We start from the raw sequence: 18461 nt of genomic DNA, 5'->3' as shown, positions 1-18461 counted from the left end.
ATGCGTGATCTCCGCGCGCGAGACGTTGCCTGCGCCGTGCAACAGGATCGACGCGTGGAACGGCTGCCCCGTCAGTCCGGGCTGTCCGTCCACTCCTTTCTCCACCGCCGAGCCGGTGCGTCCGTGGAAGGCAGGGCTGTGCGATGAGAGTGCGACCTCCGGCCGAACTGCGGGTCCTGCGCGACCTGTTCGAGACCTGTGATCCGGCGCCGCAGCGGCTCGTCGAGGCGGCCTACGCAGCGGCGTCGCGGAAGTGGTCGGGCGGCGGCTCGACGGCGCTGCGGTTGGTCGGCGACTCGGCGGACGCTCCGGCTCGGACCCGGCGTGCGGGCATGTGCGACGCCAGGGTGCTCACGTTCGCGATGCCCGGGCGGATGCTGGAGATGGACCTGATCCCGACCACCGAGGGCTTGTTCCGCGCGGTTGGGCTGGTGCTCGGCCGTCCCGGGCACAGCGCCCCCGCCGGTGACGTCGTGCTCCGGCACGCCACCGGCGAGAGCGTCGGTGCGCTCGACGAACGCGGTGGGTTCGCGGTGGACGACGTCCCCCGGGGACCGCTGAGCGTGGTGTTCCGGCAGGAGCGGTCCACTCCCGCCGTCGCGGATTGGCTGGTCTGTTGAGCGCCGGGACCGCCGTCCGGACGGTCGGCGAGACGAGGATCGAGACCGCGCTCGGGTGGCGGGGGCGTGCGAGCACCGCTCCGGAGGAGGCCCTGCGCCACGCCGAGCGCTGGCTGTCGGAGCCGGTTCGCGATGTCGAGTTCCGGGTGCTCGCCAGGCATGTCGCCGCCCTGGCGGAGGTCGAGCGGGGCAGGCTGCGGGACGCGCGCAAGCACGCGCGGCTGGGCCTGACGGCGGCGCGGCGCGGTGGGCTGGAGGAGCGCGAGGCCCAGCTCCGGCTGACTCTCGCCTGGATCGAGTTCGACCGGGGGATGGCCGACGCCTGCTGGGAGCACCTCCTCGCCGCCGAACCACGGCTGCGCGGGCGGGACCGGCGGCGCGCGGTGTGCCTTCGCGGGCTGCTGTACTGCCAGAACGACCGGTTCCCCGAGGCGATCACCCAGCTCACCGAGGCTTTGGCGCAGCTGGACCCGGATCAGATCTCCGGGTGCGAGGACTCCGTGCCGGAGGAGCCCGAGCGCTCGCAAGAGTGTCAGTCGAAGGAAGACCTGCGGTGGGTGGCCAACGCGCTACTCGGACGCGGGCTCGCGTGGATGTACTCGAACGGCCTGGAGGAGGCCGAAGCCGACCTGGCGCGCGCCGAGCGGATCTTCGCCTCGGCGGATCAGCCCGGACGGGCTGCCGGTTGCAGGCACAACCGCGGCTGCGTGGCGTTCCGGGCCGGCGACCTGCCCAGGGCGCTGAGGCTGTACTCAGCGGCGTTGTCGATGGGCCTCGACACCGAGTCGAACCCGGAGGCGCTGGTCGACCGCGCCGAGGCGCTCGCCGCGGCCGGGCTCACCGCCGAGGCGCGCACCGAGATGGAGCGGGCTGCGGACCGGCTGGCCGCGCGGGGACGGGCCGTGCGGCTTGCCGAGACCAGGCTCGCCCTCGCCGGGTGCGCTCTCCGGGACGGCGACGCGCGGGCGGCTGTCGAAGCCGCCGGTGCGGCCCGGCGGTTGTTCCGCGCACAGCGGCGTCCCGCCTGGGCGGCGCTCGCGGCGGCCACCGAGTGGCAGGCGAAGCTGCGCAACGGACACCGCTCGCGGTATGCGCTGGTCGCGGCGCGACGGGCGGGCGTGGTGTGCGCCGGCTTCGGCTGGTCCGCGGCGGCAGCGGAGCTGTGGCTCGTCGCGGGGCGCGTGGCGGGCGGAGCCGGTATGCCCGCGTTGTCGCGCAAGCTGCTGTCCCTCGCGGCGGCCTCGAGCGAGGACCCGAGGGCGGGTGCGTCGCAGCTCGCGGTCGGCTGGCACGCCAGGGCGCTGCTCGCCGAGCAGGCAGGGGACCTGCCGGGCGTGTTCGCCGCGTGCCGGGGCGGGTTGCGGGCGGTCGAGAGCTACGCGGCGGCCATGGCTGCGTTCGAGCTGCGAGTGCACACCTTCGGGCTGGCAGCCGACCTCGCGGGCACAGCGGTGACCGCGGCGTTGCGCGTCGGCGACCCGGAGCTGGTGCTTCGCTGGACCGAATGCGCACGTGCCAGCGCGTTGCAGCGCCGGGCGCTGCAACCGCCTGCCGATCCGGAACTGCGCCGCTCGCTGGTCGAGCTGCGCGCGGCAGTGGCGGACACGCGCGGTTCCAGGAACGGTGCCGCGCTGCGGCGGGTCGAGGCGCTGGAAGGCCGGGTGCGCCGTCGCGCGATGCTGGTCAACGGTGCCACCGAGGGTGCGTGGGGCCGCTGGGAGCTCGGCGATGTCGTCGCCGAGCTCGGTGACGCGGTGCTGCTCAACTTCTTCACCGTCGACGGTCGGCTGCGCGCTGTGTCCATTGTGGATGGAGTAGTGCGGCTGCACGCGCTGGGAGCCGAGTCCGCCGTGGTGGGCGAGGTGGCGAGGTTGCGCAATTTCCTGTCCAGGCAGGCGGAAAAGCCCGACAGCGCGGTCCGTGCGATGTTCGACGGCTGGGTGCTCGGGTCCGCCGAGATCATCGCCGAGCGGGTGTTGGGGCCGGTCGCCGGTGAACTGGAAAGGGGACGCCCGCTCGTGGTCGTGCCCACCGGCAGCCTGCACGCGCTTCCGTGGGCGGCGCTACCCCCGCTGCGCGGGCGGGGCGTGACCGTCGCGCCTTCGCTGCGGTGCTGGTTGCGCGGAGCGGCCGACATCGCCGAGACCACTCCCGGGGCCCGGGAGGTCTGGGTCGCGGGGCCCGGCCTGGAGCACGCCGAGCGCGAGGTCGCCGACCTGCACGCGGCCGCAGGTGGCGAACTGCTCACGGGAGCCGACGCGACGGCCGAACGCGTTCTGGACACAGTGGACGGAGCAGGCACCGTGCACGTCGCCGCCCACGGCCGGTTCCGCGGCGACCAGCCCCTGCTCTCCTGCCTCGAGCTCGCCGACGGTCCGCTCTACGGCTACGACCTGGACCGCCTGCACCGCGGTCCGACGACCGTGGTGCTTTCGGCGTGCGAGGTCGGCCAGTCGGCGATCAGCCCCTGCGACCAGCTCAGCGGGCTGGCCGCCGCGCTGCTCGGCCGCGGCACGGCAACCGTGATCGCCAGCGTGATCCCGGTTCCGGACGAACGAACGGCCGAGGTCATGGTCGCATTGCACTCCGCGCTGCGGCGCGGGGTGCCGCCCGCGACGGCACTGGCCCAGGCGCAGGCGGCACACGGCGAATCCGGGTTCGTGTGCCTCGGATGCGGAGGACGCTGATGTCAGCGCAGCTTGTGGAGCCGTTCGACGGCCTCGTTCAGGACCTCGTCGCGCTTGCAGAACGCGAAGCGAACCAGGTGCCTGGTCGCGTCGGGGTGGTCGCAGAACACCTGCACCGGAATCGCGGCGACCCCGATCCGCTCGGGCAGCTCGCGGCACAGCTGCGCCCCGTCGCTGAAGCCCAGTGGGCGAACGTCGGCGCAGATGAAGTAGGTGCCCTCGCTGGCCAGCACGTCGAAGCCCGCTTCGGCCAGGCCGTCGGAGAGCATGTCTCGCTTGCGCTGGAGGTCCAGCCGCAGTTGCTCGGCCCAGTCGAGCTCGTGCTGGAGCGCGTGGGCGACGGCGGGCTGGAACGGTGCACCGCCGACGAAGGTGATGAACTGCTTGGCGGCGCGCACCGCGGCGACCAGCTCCCGCGGTCCGCAGACCCACCCGATCTTCCACCCGGTGGCGCTGAAGCTCTTGCCGACGCTGGAGATCGACAGGGTGCGCTCGGCCATGCCCGGCAGGGTCGCCAGCGGCTTGTGCTTGCGCCCGTCGAACAGCAGGTGCTCGTAGACCTCGTCGGTGATGGCGATGACGTCGTGCTCGCGGCAGACATCGGCGATCGCCGCCAGCTCGTCGTCGGTGAACACCGTTCCGGTGGGGTTGTGCGGAGAGTTCAGCACCAGCGCGCGGGTCTGCGGCCCGACGGCCGCGCGCAGCGCGTCGACGTCGAGCACGAAGCGGTGGTCCGGTCCCTGCGTGAGCGGCACGGTCCGGCGCACGCCTCCGGCCATCGCGACCGCGACGGGGTAGGCGTCGTAGTAGGGCTCGATCAGCACGACCTCGTCGCCGGGTTCAACCAGCGCGAGCATCGCGGCCGACATCGCCTCGGTGGCCCCGACGGTCACCAGGATCTCGCCTTCGGGGTCGTGCTCGATGCCGTAGCGGCTGCGGCGGTGCGCGGCGATCGCCCCGCGCAGCTCGGGCGCGCCGGCGCCCGGCGGGTACTGGTTCACGCCGTCGGCGATCGCCTGTTGCGCGACTCTGAGCATGCCCTCGGGACCGTCGGTGTCGGGGAAGCCCTGACCGAGGTTGACCGCCCCGGTCCGCCTCGCGAGCTCGGTGATCTCCGCGAAGATCGTGGAAGTGAACGGTCGGAGCCGGGCGGTGAGAGCAGGAGTACGCACGTTGCCGCAGCGTAGTCGAAACCGCCCGGGATCAGCAGATGCCGAACGTGCGGCTTCGCACCGCCAATCGGCCTCGGCGGACCCCGCCACCGGGGACGGATGTGGCAGTCGTCGGGGCACCATCGCAACGACGGCCGCGAGGCTGCTGCCTGAGTCAGGGCCGTGGTTGCGCCTTGATCCGCGTACCAAATGTCCGTTACGAGCGGTGTCGCGAGGTCAGGGTCTGAACACTGCCACAATCGAAGTGTGCAGCGTACTGCGGTATCCGATGAGGAGAAGCGCCGGAGCCTGCGGCGGATGAAGGCCGTGGCCGGCGGGTTCCTGCTGGTCGCGACCCTGATCTACGTGATCGCCCGCTGGCAGGAGAACGGCGGGGCGGCCTGGGCGGGCTACGTCCGGGCGGCGGCCGAGGCGGGAATGGTCGGCGCCCTGGCCGACTGGTTCGCGGTGACGGCGTTGTTCCGCCGTCCGCTGGGACTGCCGATCCCGCACACCGCGATCATCCCTACCCGAAAGGACACCCTCGGGCGCAGCCTCGGCGACTTCGTCGGGACCAACTTCCTGTCGGAGCACGTGGTCCGCGACAAGCTGCGTCGAGCCGAGATCAGCAAGCGGCTCGGCGGATGGCTCAGCGAGCAGGACCACGCCGAGCGGGTCACCTCGGAACTCGCGACCGCGGTGCGCGGCGCGGTCCAGGTCCTGCGCGACGAGGACGTGCAGGCCGTGCTGGAACAGGCGGTCGTGCGCAAGGTCCTCGCCCAGCCGTGGGGCCCGCCGCTGGGACGCATCCTCGGCCAGGTTTTCGCCGACGGCTCGCACCACAAGCTCGTCGACCTCGTCTGCGACCGCGCCTACGACTGGGTGCGCGACAACCACGAGACGGTGCTGCGCGTGGTGAGCCAGCGCGCACCCTCCTGGTCGCCGAAGTTCTTCGACACGATGGTCGCCGACAAGATCTACGCCGAGGTGCTGTCGTTCGCGTGGGCGGTCAAGACCGACCCCGAGCACCAGATGCGCAAGGCGGTCGACCGCTTCCTGGTCGAGTTCGCCGACGACCTGCAGAACGACCCGCGCACGATGGGCAAGGCCGAGCAGATCAAGCAGCAGGTGCTGGAGCACCCCGAGGTGCAGAACCTGGTCTCGTCGGCGTGGGGCACGGCGAAGAAGATGCTGCTCGACGCCGCCGAGGACCCTTCCAGCGAGCTGCGGATCAGGGTGCGGGACGGCCTGCGTTCGCTGGGCCGCCGCCTGGTCGAGGAGCCCGAGTTGCGTGCCAAGGTGGACGGCTGGCTGGAGGGCGCGGCGGTCTACGTCGTGTCGAACTACCGGGCCGAGATCACCACGCTCATCACCGACACCGTCGAGCGCTGGGACGCGGAGGAGACCTCGCGCAAGATCGAGCTGCAGGTCGGCCGGGACCTGCAGTTCATCCGCATCAACGGCACGGTCGTGGGCGCCCTCGCCGGCCTGGCCATCTACACGATCTCGCAACTGTTCTTCTGAGGCGCAATGAGCGGGCAGGCAGGTGGGATGCACCGCGGCGGCAGGGGATGAGCCGCCGCTGGTGCAGCGGGACAAGTCGCGCCGTCGCAGGCGGGCAAGGTGCCGGTGGCAGGCGGACAAGCTGCAGTGGCAGGCGGGCAACCTGCGGTCGCAGGCGGGCAAGCCGGCGGCTGGCCGACCGGTGCCCGAGAGCGGTAGACGTCAGCGGCCCGCTCCGTGGTCGCGGCGCGACAGATGCCCGCGGCGCGACAGATGCCCGCGGCGCGACAGATGCCCGCGGCGCGACAGACGCCCGCGGCTCGACAGTTAGCCCGAGTGGCGTTCGCGCCAGGAGCGTGCCTTCTCCCGGTTGCCGCAGACCCGCATCGAGCACCACGTGCGTGAGCGGTTCCTCGAGCGGTCGTAGAACGCCCAGAGGCAGTTCTCCGCCGGGCAGATCTTGATGCGGTCCCAGTAGCCGGTGTGCACCAGGTGCGTCGCCGCGACGAGCACGTCCCCGAGGGCGTCGGCGCCGGCGAGCACCGGGATTCCCGCCCGGAGCTCGACCTGCACCTGCCAGGCCGGTGCGACGAGCGCGGCCGGTGCGGCGCAGGAGATCGCCGCGCGCATCGAGTCGCGGATCTCCCGCACCGCGGCCGGCTCCGGCGCCGCGCCCAGCCCCCGCTCGGCGCACCATCGGCGCCAGAGCTCCGGATCGTCCAGGACGTCGGTTCCGGCTTCGACGTCGCACGTGTTGAGGAAGTTCAGGACGAGTTCGAGGTCGCGGTCGGCATCGAGGGCGGCGGCCTGCTGAGCGGGCGGCCGGACCACCTCGGGCGCGACAGCATCGCTGTTCACGAACACCATCGTAGGCCAATAGGAGGTTGCACCTCCGTTCGGTAACCCGCATAATCGTCTCACTGGTTAGTAACCGGCTAATCGAATACACGGGTTTGGTGAGGTGTGATGAACGCGTTTCCGATCGAGTTCCCACTGCGGGACGAGTCGAACCGGCGCCGCTCCGCGGAGGCCGCGGCGCAGGCGGACATCGAGCGCGCGCTGCGGGAGGGCGGCAGGCTTCGTCCTGTCTGGCTCGACCGCTTCGCCAACTGGTGGGCGATGGCGGTCCGGGAGCTGCGGCCGGGCGCCGCGGTGGATCCGGGGCCCGCGCCGCGCGGCTGCCTCAACTGAACCGGGAGCGAGGAGAACCATGACGGCGTCCACTTCGACAGCGCTGCGCCTGGCGGCGTTCGCGCTCGACTGCCCCGACCCGCGCGCGCTCGCCGCCTTCTACGGGCGGCTGCTCGGCTGGGAGATCGACGAGGCCGAGTCCGAGCCGGACTGGGTCGAGCTGGCCGACCCGGCGGGAGGGGCCCCGCTGGCGTTCCAGCGCGACCCGCACTTCCGGCCGCCGACCTGGCCCGGCCGGGAGCGGCCGCAGATGGCCCACCTCGACGTCCGGGTCCAGACGCTCGAAGAAGGGCACGAGCGGGCGCTCGCTGCGGGTGCGACGCCGCTGCCGCAGCCGGAGGACCAGCTCGACGCGAGCTGGCGCGTCTACGCGGACCCCGCCGGTCACCCGTTCTGCATGTGCGCCTGCGCGTAGGAGCACAGGGCTTCCGCACGGGCGCCTACGCGATGTGCGTCATGCGTGCAACGGGGCTTCGGCAGCGGGGCGGAGCAGGGCTTCGGAATCGGGCGCGGGCCGCATGGCTCGCGCCCGATTCGCGTGTGCGGGGTGCCGCGCATCCGCTGCCGAGCGGCGATGCGCTGCCTCCTCGTATGCGCTTCGGCGCGTCCCCGCGCCTCGGCCCGCCTGCGCAAGGCGTGGCGCAGGCAAATCACCCGCCAGTGGTCGCAATCACGCCCGATAGGTGCAAGCAGTGTGCTTGCAGTAGCTAGCACGCCTGGTTATCGTGGGTTTCGACCGGAAAGGTGATCGCAGATGGAACGCGTGGACAAAACGGTCAACAAGGCCGTGAACCAGGCGGTCAGCGATCTCGGCGGCTACATCCGCACGCAGCGCGGCAACGCCCAGATCTCGCTGCGGCAGCTGGCCAAGCGCGCCGGTGTGTCCAACCCCTACCTGAGCCAGGTCGAGCGCGGGCTGCGCAAGCCGAGCGCGGAGATCCTCCAGCAGATCGCCAAGGCGCTGCGGATCTCCGCCGAGGCGCTTTACGTGCAGGCCGGCATCCTGGAGCGCCGCGAGGGCGGTCCGGTGGTCGACGCAATACTCGCCGACCCCGACCTGAACGAGCGGCAGAAGCAGGTCCTGCTGGACATCTACGGCTCTTTCCGGCGCGAGCAAGGCGGCCCCGCAGCGGCCGACGGGGCGCCGGAGGGGACGACCTCCACGACGGCAGACGCCGCGAAACCGCAAACCGAGGAGTGATCGCCATGCCCACACTGCCCAAACCCGAGGACGTCCAGAAGATGCGGGACCAGGCCGCCCATGCCTTCGGCGGGGCCGTCGAGCACGCGCGTCAGCCGCTGCTGGCCGCGCTCGGCGCCGGTGACCTCGCCGCCCATGCGGTGATCGACACCCTGACCCGGATCCGCACCGAGCTCGGCGACCGCGCCGAGTCGGCGCGCGCCGACCTGCCCACCGACTTCAACGAGCTGCGCGAGCAGCTCGACCCGGCCGAGCTGCGCAAGCGGGTCGACGCCTACACCCAGTCCGCGGTCAAGCTCTACGACTACCTCGCCGAGCGGGGCGAGGGCGCGCTGGAGCGGCTGCAGCCGCAGGTTCAGCAGGCGCGCAAGCAGGCGGAGTCCGCGCAGGGCCGGGTCGAGGAGGTCGTCGGCGAGGTCCGCGTGCTGGCCGACGACGTGCTCGGCAAGGTGACCCGCGGCGCCCGCTCCTACGGCGAGAAGGCCGCCAGGCAGACCGAGCAGGCCGCCGACGACGCCGCCGAGACGGTCCAGGACGCGGGTGCGAAGGCTGCTTCCGCCACGCGCAGCACCGCCCGCAAGGCCGCCGCCAAGACCGAGGCCGCCAAGACCGGCGAGTCCGAGAAGTCCGGCTCCGCCGCGAAGGCGACCACGGCGGGCAAGTCGAGCGCGAAGAGCACGCCGGGAGCGGCGAAGACCGCGGGCGGCAAGGCGGCCGGGACCAAGGGCACCACCGCCAAGAGCACCTCCGGCGAGAGCGAGAGCTGAGCCGGAGCACGTGGGTGCCGCGGCCGGAGCCGAGCACGTAGGGTGGGTGACGTGGGCCTGGACACCTGGACGTTGCTGATCATTTGGGGTGCGGGGATCCCGGTCGGGATCTACGCGTTCGTGCACGCCGCGCTCCAGCGCGCCGACGCGTTCACCGCCGCCGACAAGATGACCAAGGCGGCCTGGCTCGGCATCACCGGCGCCGGCGCGCTCGTGCTGATCCTGTTCCGCGGGCCGATGACCATACTGTGGATCATCGGCATGGTCGCGGTGCTGGTCTACATCGTCGACGTCAGGCCCAAGGTCACCGAGGTCCAGAAGGGCAGCTCCTGGTAGTGGCGGCCACCTGGACCACGCTCGGCCGCGGCGCGCCGGTCACGCTCGTCGTGCACGGTCTCGGCGCGACCGAGGGCGAGGCGCGCATCCCGTCGTCCGGTCTGCCCGGGACCCGCGTGGTGCTGAGCCTGCCCGGTCACGGCAGTGCTCCGGACGCCCCGCCCGGCTACTGGGACTACGGCCAAGTCGCCGCCGACGTGCTCGCCGCCGCCGACGAGGTGGGGGCGACGCGCGCGGTGGGCGTCTCGCTGGGCGCGGGCGCGCTGACCAGGATCGCCGCCGACCACCCGGACCGGTTCGATCGGCTGGCGCTGCTGCTGCCCGCGTCGCTCGACCGGCCGCGCGACGTGGCGGCGATGTGGGCGTTCGAGCGCCTCGCCGAAGGCGTCGCGGCGGCGCCGGGCGACGGCGGGGCGAAGCTGCGTGCGGCCGTCGCCGCCGAGATCCCGGAGGGCGTCGACGTCGGTGAGCACGTCGCCCGCCGGGCCGACGCGCTGCTGCGGCTGGAGGACGCGTTGCGCACGCTGCCAGAGCGCAGCGCCGTGTCCGACGCCTCCGCGCTGGCGGCGGCGACCGCGGAGGTGCTGGTCGTCGGCGCCACCGAGGACCCGATGCACCCCGCCGAGGTGGCCAAGTCGGTGGCGGCCGCCTTCTCAGGGGCCCGGCTGGAGCTGCTGCCTTCGGCGGCGCCGATGCTCACCCACCGCAGGGAGCTGCGCGCGATGCTCGTGGACTTCCTGGGCTGACCGCGCCTGCTTGTATCGTCGCGACATGGCTGTTGACTGGTCGCTGGCCGCGGGCACGCTGGAGGTCGCCCCCGCGCTGGAACGCCCCGATCTGCTCGCCGACCCGGTCGCCGAGGCCGTCCGCGCTCTCGGCGAGACCGAGGCGGCGCGTGTCGGGGTGGCCGAGATCGACCCGGAGCTCGCCGACACCGCCGCGTTCTGCGCGCAGTACGGGTCGCCGCTGGAGCTCTCGGCGAACTGCGTCGTCGTCGCGGGCAAGCGCTCCGGTGAGCTCCGCTACGCGGCGTGCCTGGTGCTGGCCACCACCCGCGCGGACGTCAACGGGGTCGTCAAGCGGCGGCTGGACGTGCGCAAGGCCTCCTTCGCGCCGATGGACGAGGCGGTGAGCCTGACCGCCATGGAGTACGGCGGGATCACCCCCTTCGGGCTCCCCGACGGCTGGCCGCTCCTGGTCGACGCCGCGGTGGCCGAGGTGCCCGCCGCCGTGGTCGGCAGCGGGCTGCGGCGCAGCAAGATCCTCACCGCGGGCGAGGTGCTGGCCGGACTGCCCGGCGCGGAGGTCATCGAGGGCCTCGGCCGCTGACGGTCGGGCGCGGCCGGAGTACCGACCCACGGAGTTCCGGGCCGCACCGCTGATCAGTCGAGGCAGAACTCGTTGCCCTCGGGGTCGGCCATCACGATGTGACCGCCGTCGAGCGGGGGCGCGGGCTCGTGGCGCCGGAGCCGGGTGGCGCCGTGGGAGACGAGCCGCTCCGCCGCGGCCTCCAGGGCCTTCATACGCGCGTCACCCTCGAGGCCGGGGGCCGCTCGTACATCGAGGTGCACGCGGTTCTTGGCCTGCTTGCCCTCCGGCACCCGCTGGAAGAACAGCCGCGGCCCGGCGCCATCGGGATCGAGCACCGCGGAGGCGTCGTTGCGGTTCTCGGGCGGCACGCCCATCGCCTCCAACGCCTGCTCCCACGACTCGAAGCCCTCGGGCGGGTCCTGCATCCGGTAGCCGAGCGCCTCGGCCCAGAACGCGGACAGCCCGGCGGGGTCGGCGCAGTCGAAGGTGATCTGGACGTCGCGGGCCATCTCAGCTCGCCTCCCGCCGGGTCCGCTGGTGGGTGTGCAGGTGCAGGTCGCGGAGCAGGCACACCTCGGCCAGATGATGCAGCACCTCCCGGTGGATGTGCAGCACCAGCGTCGCCATGGGGCGCTCGGCGTGCGCTCCCTCCGCCTCCCCGCACGGAAGGGCGAGACCGCTTTCCCCGAGGGACTCGACCCCGGCGAGCCACGTCGCGTACTCCGCGTCGAGCTGGTCCAGCGCCTCGGCCGCGGTCGTGGCGTACTCGAACGACCAGTAGTCGGTGGCCGCGCGACCGAAGTGCGAGGCGTTGCGCATCGCGAGCACGCCGACGATCACGTGCCCGAGCCGCCAGGCGATCGTGGTGAACGGCGTGGGGTCGGGCTCCGGCATCGCGAAGTCGATGGTCATCGCGCCGGACCCGCCCTGCACCGGTGCGGTGCTGGTACCGCGGGGGCGCACGCTCCAGCAGCCGGGTACCGGCTCCCAGAAGTACTCGTCGTCGGTGAGCCCGTCGAGGCGTTCGCGCAGCTGGTTGGTCCAGTGCCAGGTGAGCTGCTCTCGGAGCAGGGCGTTCCAGGTCAGGTCGGTCATGCGCTCAGCCTCTCGCGAACAGCGGACAGGATCGTTCCGCGATCTGTGCGACGATGACCGCGTGACCGTGGAGGCGACGACCGAGCGGGTGCTGCGGTTGCTGGCGCTGCTGCAACGGCGGCCGTCCTGGACCGCCGCCGAACTCGCCGCCGAGCTGGACGTCACCGACCGATCGGTGCGCCGCGACGTCGAGCGGCTGCGTGCGCTCGGCTACCCGGTGCACGCGACGGCGGGCGTCGGCGGCGGCTACCAGCTTGGCGCGGGCACCCGGCTGCCGCCGTTGCTCCTCGACGACGAGGAGGCGACCGCGACGGCGGTCTCCCTGCGGCTGGCGGCGGGTGGAACGGTCGCGGGTGCCGGCGAGGCGGCGCTGCGGGCGCTCGCGAAGCTCGACCAGGTGATGCCGCCCCGGCTGCGCGCCGAGGTGCGGGCGGTGCACGGCGCCACCGAGACCCTCGTCGGCCCCGGGGTCGAGATCGACGCGGAGCTGCTGGTCACGCTCGCGCGGGCCTGCCGCGACGCCGTGCGGGTGCGGTTCCGGTACACCGGCCGCGACGGCGCGGAGCGCGAACGCACGACCGAGCCTGTGCGGATGGTCACCACCGGCAGGCGCTGGTACCTGATGGCCCGCGACGTCGACCGCGACGACTGGCGCACCTTCCGGCTGGACCGGATGCGCGAGGTGGAGGCGACCACCTGGCGCTTCCGGCCCGCTGAGCATCCGGACCCGGTCGCCTACGTGCAGCGGTCCGTGGCCGAGGCGCCGTACCGGTACATCGCCCGGGTGCGGCTGCGCGCCCGGCCCGAGCAGGTGCGGGAGCTGGTACCGCCCCAGGTGGGGCGCGTCGAGGACGACCGCGACGGGTGGTGCGTGCTCGTCGCCGGCGGTGAGGACCTGGACTGGATCGCCGTGCACGTGGCCCGGCTGGGCTTCGAAGCGGAGATCCTGGAGCCTCCGGAGCTGCGGGAGGCCGCCGCCCGCCTGGCCCGCCGCCTCGCGTCGATGGCCGGGACCGGCTGACGGACGCAGCCGCGCACCGGTCAGTCCTCGCTCGACACCTCGCCTGGAGGGCCGGGCGCCCGGTCAGAAGACGACCGTGCGCTTGCCGTGCATCAGCACGCGGTCCTCGAGGTGGGAGCGCAAACCGCGGGCCAGCACCAGCTTCTCGATGTCGCGTCCTTTTCGGACCATGTCGGCCACGGAGTCGGTGTGGTCGACGCGGATCACGTCCTGCTCGACGATCGGGCCCGCGTCCAGTTCGGCCGTCACGTAGTGGCAGGTCGCGCCGATCAGCTTCACCCCGCGCTCGTATGCCTGGTGGTACGGGCGGGCGCCCGCGAACGACGGCAGGAAGCTGTGGTGGATGTTCAGCGCCCGGCCGGCCCACGCCTCGCACAGCTCCGCGGGCAGGACCTGCATGAACCGGGCCAGCACCACCGCGTCCGGCTCGTGGGTGTCGACCAGCTCCCGCACCTGCGCGAAAGCGTCCGCCTTGGCCTCGGGGTCCTTCGGGAAGGGCACGTGGTGGAACGGGATGCCGTGCGCCTCGGTGATCGGGCCGAGGTCCGCGTGGTTGCCGATCACCGCGCGCAGGTCGACGTCCAGCTCGCCGGAACCGACGCGGCCCAGCAGGTCGTGCAGGCAATGGCCTTCCCGGGAGACCAGGATGACCACGCGGCGGCGCTCGGCGGTGTCCGACACCCGCCATTCGGTGCGGTCGCCGAGTTCGGCCGCCACCGCCGCGAAGCGGGTGCGCAGCTCCTCCAGGCCGAACGGGACGGAGTCGGCGCGCACCTCCTGCCTGGTGAAGAACCAGCCGGTGTCCGGATCGGTGTGGTAACCGGCCTCGACGATCCAACCGCCCCAGTCGGCGAGGAAACCCGCGATGCGGGCGACGATCCCGGTGCGGTCGGGGCAGCCGAGGCTGAGGACGAAACGGCGTTCAGGCGTGGTCACGGTTGGTCATTCTCGCAGGCCGGACGTGGTGCCGTGGGAGGCGCCCGGTCACGCGCGGTGACTCTCGTCCGGAAGGGGCGCGGCCGGGCTCAGCGGCCCGCCGCGACGTGCGCCAGCACGGCGTCGCCGCTCACCGACGCGTTGCTCGGGCGGCCCCACACCTTGCGGTAGACGGCGTCGGCGGTGCCCGCGACGGTGGCGTCCACCTCGGTCGCGTCGAGCGCGGAGTCGTGCGGCGAGCCGATCTCGGGCGCCGCGCCCGGCCGGTAGGTGACCAGCCACGCCCGGCCCGCGTCGGCGGCGTGGTAGAGGACGCGCCCGCTGTGCTCCCTTGTGGACCAGTCGGCGAGCGGCAGCAGCAGCGACAGCATCTCGTCGATTCCGTCGGCGGCGAACTCGGGGTCGAACAGCAGCTCGCGCACGTGCTCGCCGCAGGCGTGTTCGGCGTCGAGCCGGTGGATCGCGGTCTCGTGCGCCATCCGCCGGGTCCACGACGACGATGTGCCGCCGGGAAAGAAGGACCACACCGGACGGTCCGGGTCCGCTGTGGACAGCGCGGTGGTGAACTCGACGAGCTGCTGGTTCCAGAAGTCGAAGGCCGCGTCGAAGTCCTCGGGAACGCTTTGCGGCGCCGGCCGCTCGTCCGACGGGCCGAGTTCCAGAGCCAGGTTGACCATCGCGTAGACGCGGGCGAGGTGACGCACCAGCCGGGTGACGTCCCAGCCGGGGCAGGTCGGCACGGGCGCGTCCGGCCCGGCGTCGACGGCCGCGGTGCGGAACGCGGATGCCTGCTCTTCGAGTGCGTCGCGGAAGGAGGCGCTCATGGTTGCGGATTCTAGGGCCCGCACCCGGAGTTCCGGAGCCGTCGACGGGAACGGACTCCCGCGCGCGGAGGTCAGGGGGCGACGGCCGACCACGGGACGGTCAGCTCGCCGAGGCGCCAGCGGCGGCGCCGGTCCAGCACCGGCCAGCCGATCCCGGCCAGCATGGCGACCGCCTCCGCCCACCTGGCGCGGGGGCCGAACGGCGCGTGCGGTGCGGCCTTCGCCCAGCACACGTCCAGCTCGGAGAGCAGGGCGTGCACGCGCTCACCGGGCACGTTGCGGTGGATCAGCGTCTTGGGCAGCCGTTCGGCCAGGTCCGACGGCCGTTCGAGGTCCGACGGCAGGCACGCCAGCGTGAACGTCAGCGGTCCGCTGCGGTCCAGCGTCACCCAGCAGCAGCGGCGGCCGATCTCGTCGCACGTGCCCTCGACCAGCAGCCCGCCCGGCGCCAGCCGCGAGCGCAGTTCGTCCCACGCCTTCCACGCCTCCTGCTCGGTGTACTGGCGCAGCACGTTCAGCGCGCGGACCAGAGCCGGGCCGTCCGAGCCCGCGACTCCGGCGGCCAGCCCGGCCAGCTCGAACCCGCCGCGGCGGAACTCCAGCGCGGGCGGGTCGGCGACCAGCTTGCCCGCCGCCACCCGCTCGGGGTCGATCTCCAGGCCGAACACGCGGGTGTCGGCGCGCAGCGGCCGCAGCCGCGAAGCCAGCTCGACGGTCGTCACCGGGGACGAGCCGAAACCGAGGTCGACCACCAGCGGGTCGGCGGCCTCGCGCAGCGTGCGCGCGACCCACGGTGTGCCCGCCATCCAGCGGTCGATGCGGCGCAGCCGGTTCGGGTTGGTCGTGCCCCGCGTCGGCACCCCCAGCGCGCGCGCCCTCCCGGCGGCCAGTCGCGGCGCCTTCTTCCGAGGCGTCGACATCAGCTGTGCCGGGCGAGCCAATCGCTGGTGAAGCGCTCCTCGGAGGCCAGCAGCTGCTGGATCTGGTCGCAGACGAACTCCTCCAGCTTGCCGCCGACGAACGGCACGTTGACCCGGACGGAGCCGTCCACCACGAACTCGCTGACCGCGTCATCGGCCGGTTCGGCGAGGTCGCGCAGCCACATCGAGCCGGTGATCGAGCACGGCGCACCGGCGATCTCGGCGGCGATCTCCCCGGTGTAGTGGCCCTCCTCGGCACACCGCCACGACTCGCTGCGGTCGATCATGAGGTCGCCGCCCACCACGGTCCGCGCGATCGGCGGCAGCGACTCCGCACGCACCCCCTGGCGGATCTGGAACCGCACGTCGTCACCGGTGACGACGTGTTCGACCAACTCGGTCTTGGTGCCACCGATCTCGTTGAGCCGGTGCTTGAGGTAGTCGACGTCGACCAGCGCCTCATACACCCGAGATGCGGGCCATTCGGAGGTGCTCCGGTGCTCGATGCGGCGTGCCATGCAGCGGAGGTTACCTTTGGCAACCGTGATGCCCTCCATGTCCGGTGCCGAAGGAACCCGCGACGGCGCCTCCCCGAGCGGCGGCTCCGCGCTCGCCGCGCACACCACGCTCCGGCTCGGCGGCCCCGCGGCCGGTTTCGTGGTGGCCGAGGACGCCGAGACCCTCGCCGACGCCGTGCGCGAGGCCGACGCGGCGGGCAGCAGGTTGCTGGTGCTCGGCGGCGGCTCGAACCTCGTCGTGGCCGACGACGGCTTCGACGGCCACGTGGTGAGGATCGCCACCAAGGGCCTGCGCTTCGACAGCGTCGGCGACGGGCTGGTGCAGCTCACGGCCGAGGCGGGCGAGGACTGGGACGCGGTGGTGGCCGAGACCGTGCGGCAGGGCCTCGGCGGCCTGGAGTGCCTGTCCGGCATCCCCGGGCTCACCGGCGCGACCCCCGTGCAGAACGTCGGGGCCTACGGCGTCGAGGTGTCCGAGCTGCTGCTCTCGGTCGACCTGCTCGACCGGCGCACCGGCAACGTGCGGACCGTGCGCGCCGAGGACCTCGGCCTGGTCTACCGGGGCAGCGTGCTCAAGCACAGCGACCGGGCCGTGGTGCTGCGGGTGCGTTTCCTGCTGCGCGACGGCGGGCGCTCGGCACCCGTGCGCTACGCCGAACTCGCGCGCACGCTGGACGTGGAGCCGGGTGCGAGCGTCGCCGTCGCCGAGGCGAGGGAAGCGGTGCTGGCGCTGCGCCGCGGCAAGGGCATGGTGCTCGACCCCGCCGACCACGACACCTGGAGCGCGGGCTCCTTCTTCACCAACCCGATCGTGGAAGCCGCCGACCTGCCCGCGGTGCTGTCGCGGATCGTCGCGAAGGTCGGCCCCGACCAGCGCGTTCCGCAGTACCCGGCGTCGGACGGGCGGACCAAGCTGTCGGCGGCGTGGCTGATCGAGCGCGCCGGCTTCGGCAAGGGCCACCCGGGTCCCGGCGGGCGGGCCCGGCTCTCGACCAAGCACACCCTGGCGCTGACCAACCGCGGCGAGGCCACCACGGCCGACCTGCTCAGCCTTGCGCGTGAAGTCCGGGACGGGGTGCTGGCGCAGTTCGGCGTGTCCTTGGCGCCGGAACCCGTTCTGGTGGACTGTGCCCTGTAGCAGGCGTGGCGCACCGGCCGTAAGAGTGACTCTTCGTGACTAATTAATCACCCTGTGTGTTAATGGTAGGTGGAGGGGCCACCATGCTGAGCATCAGGGAACTTCGTGACCGCGCGGTCATCCGGCCGATCAAGCGTGCGGTGGAAGACCAGTTGCTGGATCTTCCGGGCGTCACCGCCGTCGACATCGGCGAGAAGCGCACGTCCGGGCGAAGCACCGGTCAGCAGGTCATCGTGGTGTCGGTGGCGAACAAGCTGCCCGCCGACCAGCTGGCGTCAGAGCTCCAGGTGCCGGCCGACATCCTCGGCATCCCCACCGACGTCATCGAGGAGACGCCGGTGCTGCACCACCTGCACGCGGGTGTCGACCAGCCCGCGCCGCCCATGCAGCGGCGCACCGACCGGATCGGCGGCGTCCGGGCGGGTGGCGGCATCGCGCCGCACCGCTCGGTGCAGCTCGCACCCCCCTTCGTGCCCGCCACCGGCGAGTACCGGCGGATCGGCACGCTGGGCCTGCTGGTCACCGGCAACGGCCCTGCTTCGGTGACGATGGGCCTGACCACCTTCGACGTGGCGTGCCTGGACGACGCGTGGTCGGTCGGCGACCGGATGATCGACCCCGACCTCGACGAGGTCTACGCCGACCTGGCGCGGGCGGCGCTGTCCGGCCGGGTGGACGCGGCGGCGGTCACCCTCGGGGCAGGCGTCCACCACTGCGGGGCGATCGACGGCATCGGCCCGGTCGGCGGGCAGCGCGGGGCCTACCCGGGCGAGGTGGTGCGCAAGAGCGGTTACGCGACCGGCCTGACCTCGGGGATCGTCACCTCCATCGACACCACGCTGCGCGTGGACCACGGCGACGCGCTCGGCGTCCGCATCCTGCGCGAGCAGATGCGCATCACCACCACGGCGGCCCGCTTCGCCGGCGCGGGCGACGCCGGGGCGGCGCTGATCGACTCCACCGGCTACGTCGTCGGCCTGCACATCGCGGGCAGCGGCGACGGCGAGATCGGCTTCGCGAGCCCCATCGCCGACGTCCTCGCCGAACTCGACGTCGAGCTCTACACCGAGAGCGAGAAGCTGGAGGTCTGACGCGCAGCGTCAGATGACCCGAAGGGTGTCCGGCCACAGGCCGGAGGGAAAGTGGCGGTGCTGGTCCGTCCGGGGCTGCTCCGCCGCTAGCTAGCCCACCGCCCAGGCCACCCGCCGTCGCGCTCTGCGCGCCTCAACGCCGCTGCGCGGC

Annotated in this window: 21 protein-coding genes; 13 read left to right on the top strand and 8 right to left on the bottom strand. The window is 72.9% G+C overall.

The window, feature by feature from the left end:
* The first annotated feature begins 143 nt into the window (after nucleotides 1-143).
* Nucleotides 144-620 carry a hypothetical protein gene (locus HUO13_RS35220; protein ID WP_211899160.1) on the top strand — a complete coding sequence of 159 codons (477 nt, stop codon included), beginning with the start codon at nucleotides 144-146 and terminating at the stop codon, nucleotides 618-620.
* Complete coding sequence (locus HUO13_RS35215) at nucleotides 617-3307, top strand: CHAT domain-containing protein (protein ID WP_211899159.1); 2691 nt, start codon at nucleotides 617-619, stop codon at nucleotides 3305-3307. The genes HUO13_RS35220 and HUO13_RS35215 overlap by 4 nt, the downstream gene beginning before the upstream one ends.
* Before the next feature lie 2 nt (nucleotides 3308-3309).
* On the opposite strand, the gene HUO13_RS35210 is transcribed toward HUO13_RS35215, so the two are convergent.
* A complete protein-coding gene (locus HUO13_RS35210) occupies nucleotides 3310-4479 on the bottom strand; it encodes a pyridoxal phosphate-dependent aminotransferase (protein WP_211899158.1) in 1170 nt (389 codons plus the stop codon).
* Nucleotides 4480-4776: 297 nt separating this feature from the next.
* Here HUO13_RS35210 and HUO13_RS35205 point away from each other — a divergent pair, with 297 nt between their 5' ends.
* A complete protein-coding gene (locus HUO13_RS35205; RefSeq protein WP_249124302.1) occupies nucleotides 4777-5982 on the top strand; it encodes a DUF445 domain-containing protein in 1206 nt (401 codons plus the stop codon).
* A 306-nt stretch (nucleotides 5983-6288) separates the two neighbouring features.
* On the opposite strand, the gene HUO13_RS35200 is transcribed toward HUO13_RS35205, so the two are convergent.
* Nucleotides 6289-6828: a CGNR zinc finger domain-containing protein gene (locus tag HUO13_RS35200; protein WP_211899156.1), complete on the bottom strand. Its 540-nt coding sequence runs from the start codon at nucleotides 6826-6828 to the stop codon at nucleotides 6289-6291.
* Nucleotides 6829-6927: 99 nt separating this feature from the next.
* Here HUO13_RS35200 and HUO13_RS35195 point away from each other — a divergent pair, with 99 nt between their 5' ends.
* From HUO13_RS35195 to HUO13_RS35165, 7 genes are all read left to right on the top strand, one after another.
* Nucleotides 6928-7152 carry a hypothetical protein gene (locus HUO13_RS35195; protein WP_009946181.1) on the top strand — a complete coding sequence of 75 codons (225 nt, stop codon included), beginning with the start codon at nucleotides 6928-6930 and terminating at the stop codon, nucleotides 7150-7152.
* Nucleotides 7153-7171: 19 nt separating this feature from the next.
* On the top strand, nucleotides 7172-7567 hold the full coding sequence (locus HUO13_RS35190; RefSeq protein WP_211899155.1) for a VOC family protein: 396 nt from the start codon (nucleotides 7172-7174) through the stop codon (nucleotides 7565-7567).
* A 339-nt stretch (nucleotides 7568-7906) separates the two neighbouring features.
* On the top strand, nucleotides 7907-8353 hold the full coding sequence (locus HUO13_RS35185; RefSeq protein ID WP_211899154.1) for a helix-turn-helix domain-containing protein: 447 nt from the start codon (nucleotides 7907-7909) through the stop codon (nucleotides 8351-8353).
* A gap of 5 nt (nucleotides 8354-8358) precedes the next feature.
* A complete protein-coding gene (locus tag HUO13_RS35180; RefSeq protein ID WP_211899153.1) occupies nucleotides 8359-9120 on the top strand; it encodes a hypothetical protein in 762 nt (253 codons plus the stop codon).
* Between the two features lie 51 nt (nucleotides 9121-9171).
* On the top strand, nucleotides 9172-9456 hold the full coding sequence (locus HUO13_RS35175; protein WP_211899152.1) for a DUF2516 family protein: 285 nt from the start codon (nucleotides 9172-9174) through the stop codon (nucleotides 9454-9456).
* Nucleotides 9456-10202: an alpha/beta fold hydrolase gene (locus HUO13_RS35170; protein ID WP_211899151.1), complete on the top strand. Its 747-nt coding sequence runs from the start codon at nucleotides 9456-9458 to the stop codon at nucleotides 10200-10202. The genes HUO13_RS35175 and HUO13_RS35170 overlap by 1 nt, the downstream gene beginning before the upstream one ends.
* Before the next feature lie 25 nt (nucleotides 10203-10227).
* Nucleotides 10228-10785 carry a YbaK/EbsC family protein gene (locus tag HUO13_RS35165; protein ID WP_211899150.1) on the top strand — a complete coding sequence of 186 codons (558 nt, stop codon included), beginning with the start codon at nucleotides 10228-10230 and terminating at the stop codon, nucleotides 10783-10785.
* A 53-nt stretch (nucleotides 10786-10838) separates the two neighbouring features.
* Here HUO13_RS35165 and HUO13_RS35160 read toward each other — a convergent pair whose 3' ends face one another.
* Together HUO13_RS35160 and HUO13_RS35155 are read right to left on the bottom strand one after the other, a co-directional pair.
* A complete protein-coding gene (locus HUO13_RS35160; RefSeq protein WP_211899149.1) occupies nucleotides 10839-11276 on the bottom strand; it encodes a VOC family protein in 438 nt (145 codons plus the stop codon).
* 1 nt (nucleotide 11277) lies between these two features.
* Nucleotides 11278-11862 (bottom strand): DinB family protein, encoded by a 585-nt coding sequence (locus tag HUO13_RS35155; protein WP_211899148.1) that lies wholly within the window; start codon nucleotides 11860-11862, stop codon nucleotides 11278-11280.
* Between the two features lie 61 nt (nucleotides 11863-11923).
* On the opposite strand from HUO13_RS35155, the gene HUO13_RS35150 reads away from it, so the two are divergent.
* A complete protein-coding gene (locus HUO13_RS35150) occupies nucleotides 11924-12883 on the top strand; it encodes a helix-turn-helix transcriptional regulator (RefSeq protein WP_211899147.1) in 960 nt (319 codons plus the stop codon).
* Between the two features lie 63 nt (nucleotides 12884-12946).
* Here HUO13_RS35150 and purU read toward each other — a convergent pair whose 3' ends face one another.
* The 4 genes from purU to HUO13_RS35130 form a co-directional block, all read right to left on the bottom strand.
* On the bottom strand, nucleotides 12947-13819 hold the full coding sequence (gene purU, locus HUO13_RS35145; protein WP_211899146.1) for a formyltetrahydrofolate deformylase: 873 nt from the start codon (nucleotides 13817-13819) through the stop codon (nucleotides 12947-12949).
* 89 nt (nucleotides 13820-13908) lie between these two features.
* Nucleotides 13909-14643 (bottom strand): maleylpyruvate isomerase family mycothiol-dependent enzyme, encoded by a 735-nt coding sequence (locus tag HUO13_RS35140; RefSeq protein ID WP_211899145.1) that lies wholly within the window; start codon nucleotides 14641-14643, stop codon nucleotides 13909-13911.
* 71 nt (nucleotides 14644-14714) lie between these two features.
* Entirely contained in the window at nucleotides 14715-15563 is an 849-nt protein-coding gene (locus tag HUO13_RS35135; RefSeq protein ID WP_211899144.1) for a class I SAM-dependent methyltransferase, read from the bottom strand.
* Entirely contained in the window at nucleotides 15563-16081 is a 519-nt protein-coding gene (locus tag HUO13_RS35130; RefSeq protein WP_211899143.1) for a DUF2505 domain-containing protein, read from the bottom strand. Before HUO13_RS35130 ends, HUO13_RS35135 begins: the two co-directional genes overlap by 1 nt.
* Nucleotides 16082-16118: 37 nt before the next feature.
* On the opposite strand from HUO13_RS35130, the gene HUO13_RS35125 reads away from it, so the two are divergent.
* Nucleotides 16119-17219, top strand: a complete 1101-nt coding sequence (locus tag HUO13_RS35125; RefSeq protein ID WP_211899142.1) for a UDP-N-acetylmuramate dehydrogenase — start codon at nucleotides 16119-16121, stop codon at nucleotides 17217-17219.
* A gap of 83 nt (nucleotides 17220-17302) precedes the next feature.
* The gene (locus tag HUO13_RS35120) at nucleotides 17303-18310 is read left to right on the top strand and encodes a hypothetical protein (protein WP_211899141.1); all 1008 of its coding nucleotides are present in this window, start codon (nucleotides 17303-17305) and stop codon (nucleotides 18308-18310) included.
* Nucleotides 18311-18461: the final 151 nt, after the last annotated feature.

Source organism: Saccharopolyspora erythraea (genome assembly GCF_018141105.1).
GTDB classification, from domain to species: domain Bacteria; phylum Actinomycetota; class Actinomycetes; order Mycobacteriales; family Pseudonocardiaceae; genus Saccharopolyspora_D; species Saccharopolyspora_D erythraea_A.
This window is presented reverse-complemented; position numbering and strand designations above follow the sequence as displayed.

Excerpts from the sequence above, each read along its gene's own strand:
- HUO13_RS35220 (WP_211899160.1), top strand. The coding sequence starts at position 144 with ATGAGAGTGCGACCTCCGGCCGAACTGCGGGTCCTGCGCGACCTGTTC.
- HUO13_RS35205 (WP_249124302.1), top strand. The coding sequence starts at position 4,777 with ATGAAGGCCGTGGCCGGCGGGTTCCTGCTGGTCGCGACCCTGATCTAC.
- HUO13_RS35200 (WP_211899156.1), bottom strand. The coding sequence starts at position 6,828 with ATGGTGTTCGTGAACAGCGATGCTGTCGCGCCCGAGGTGGTCCGGCCG.
- HUO13_RS35195 (WP_009946181.1), top strand. The coding sequence starts at position 6,928 with ATGAACGCGTTTCCGATCGAGTTCCCACTGCGGGACGAGTCGAACCGG.
- HUO13_RS35190 (WP_211899155.1), top strand. The coding sequence starts at position 7,172 with ATGACGGCGTCCACTTCGACAGCGCTGCGCCTGGCGGCGTTCGCGCTC.
- HUO13_RS35185 (WP_211899154.1), top strand. The coding sequence starts at position 7,907 with ATGGAACGCGTGGACAAAACGGTCAACAAGGCCGTGAACCAGGCGGTC.
- HUO13_RS35180 (WP_211899153.1), top strand. The coding sequence starts at position 8,359 with ATGCCCACACTGCCCAAACCCGAGGACGTCCAGAAGATGCGGGACCAG.
- HUO13_RS35165 (WP_211899150.1), top strand. The coding sequence starts at position 10,228 with ATGGCTGTTGACTGGTCGCTGGCCGCGGGCACGCTGGAGGTCGCCCCC.
- HUO13_RS35160 (WP_211899149.1), bottom strand. The coding sequence starts at position 11,276 with ATGGCCCGCGACGTCCAGATCACCTTCGACTGCGCCGACCCCGCCGGG.
- HUO13_RS35155 (WP_211899148.1), bottom strand. The coding sequence starts at position 11,862 with ATGACCGACCTGACCTGGAACGCCCTGCTCCGAGAGCAGCTCACCTGG.
- HUO13_RS35140 (WP_211899145.1), bottom strand. The coding sequence starts at position 14,643 with ATGAGCGCCTCCTTCCGCGACGCACTCGAAGAGCAGGCATCCGCGTTC.
- HUO13_RS35135 (WP_211899144.1), bottom strand. The coding sequence starts at position 15,563 with ATGTCGACGCCTCGGAAGAAGGCGCCGCGACTGGCCGCCGGGAGGGCG.
- HUO13_RS35130 (WP_211899143.1), bottom strand. The coding sequence starts at position 16,081 with ATGGCACGCCGCATCGAGCACCGGAGCACCTCCGAATGGCCCGCATCT.
- HUO13_RS35125 (WP_211899142.1), top strand. The coding sequence starts at position 16,119 with ATGTCCGGTGCCGAAGGAACCCGCGACGGCGCCTCCCCGAGCGGCGGC.
- HUO13_RS35120 (WP_211899141.1), top strand. The coding sequence starts at position 17,303 with ATGCTGAGCATCAGGGAACTTCGTGACCGCGCGGTCATCCGGCCGATC.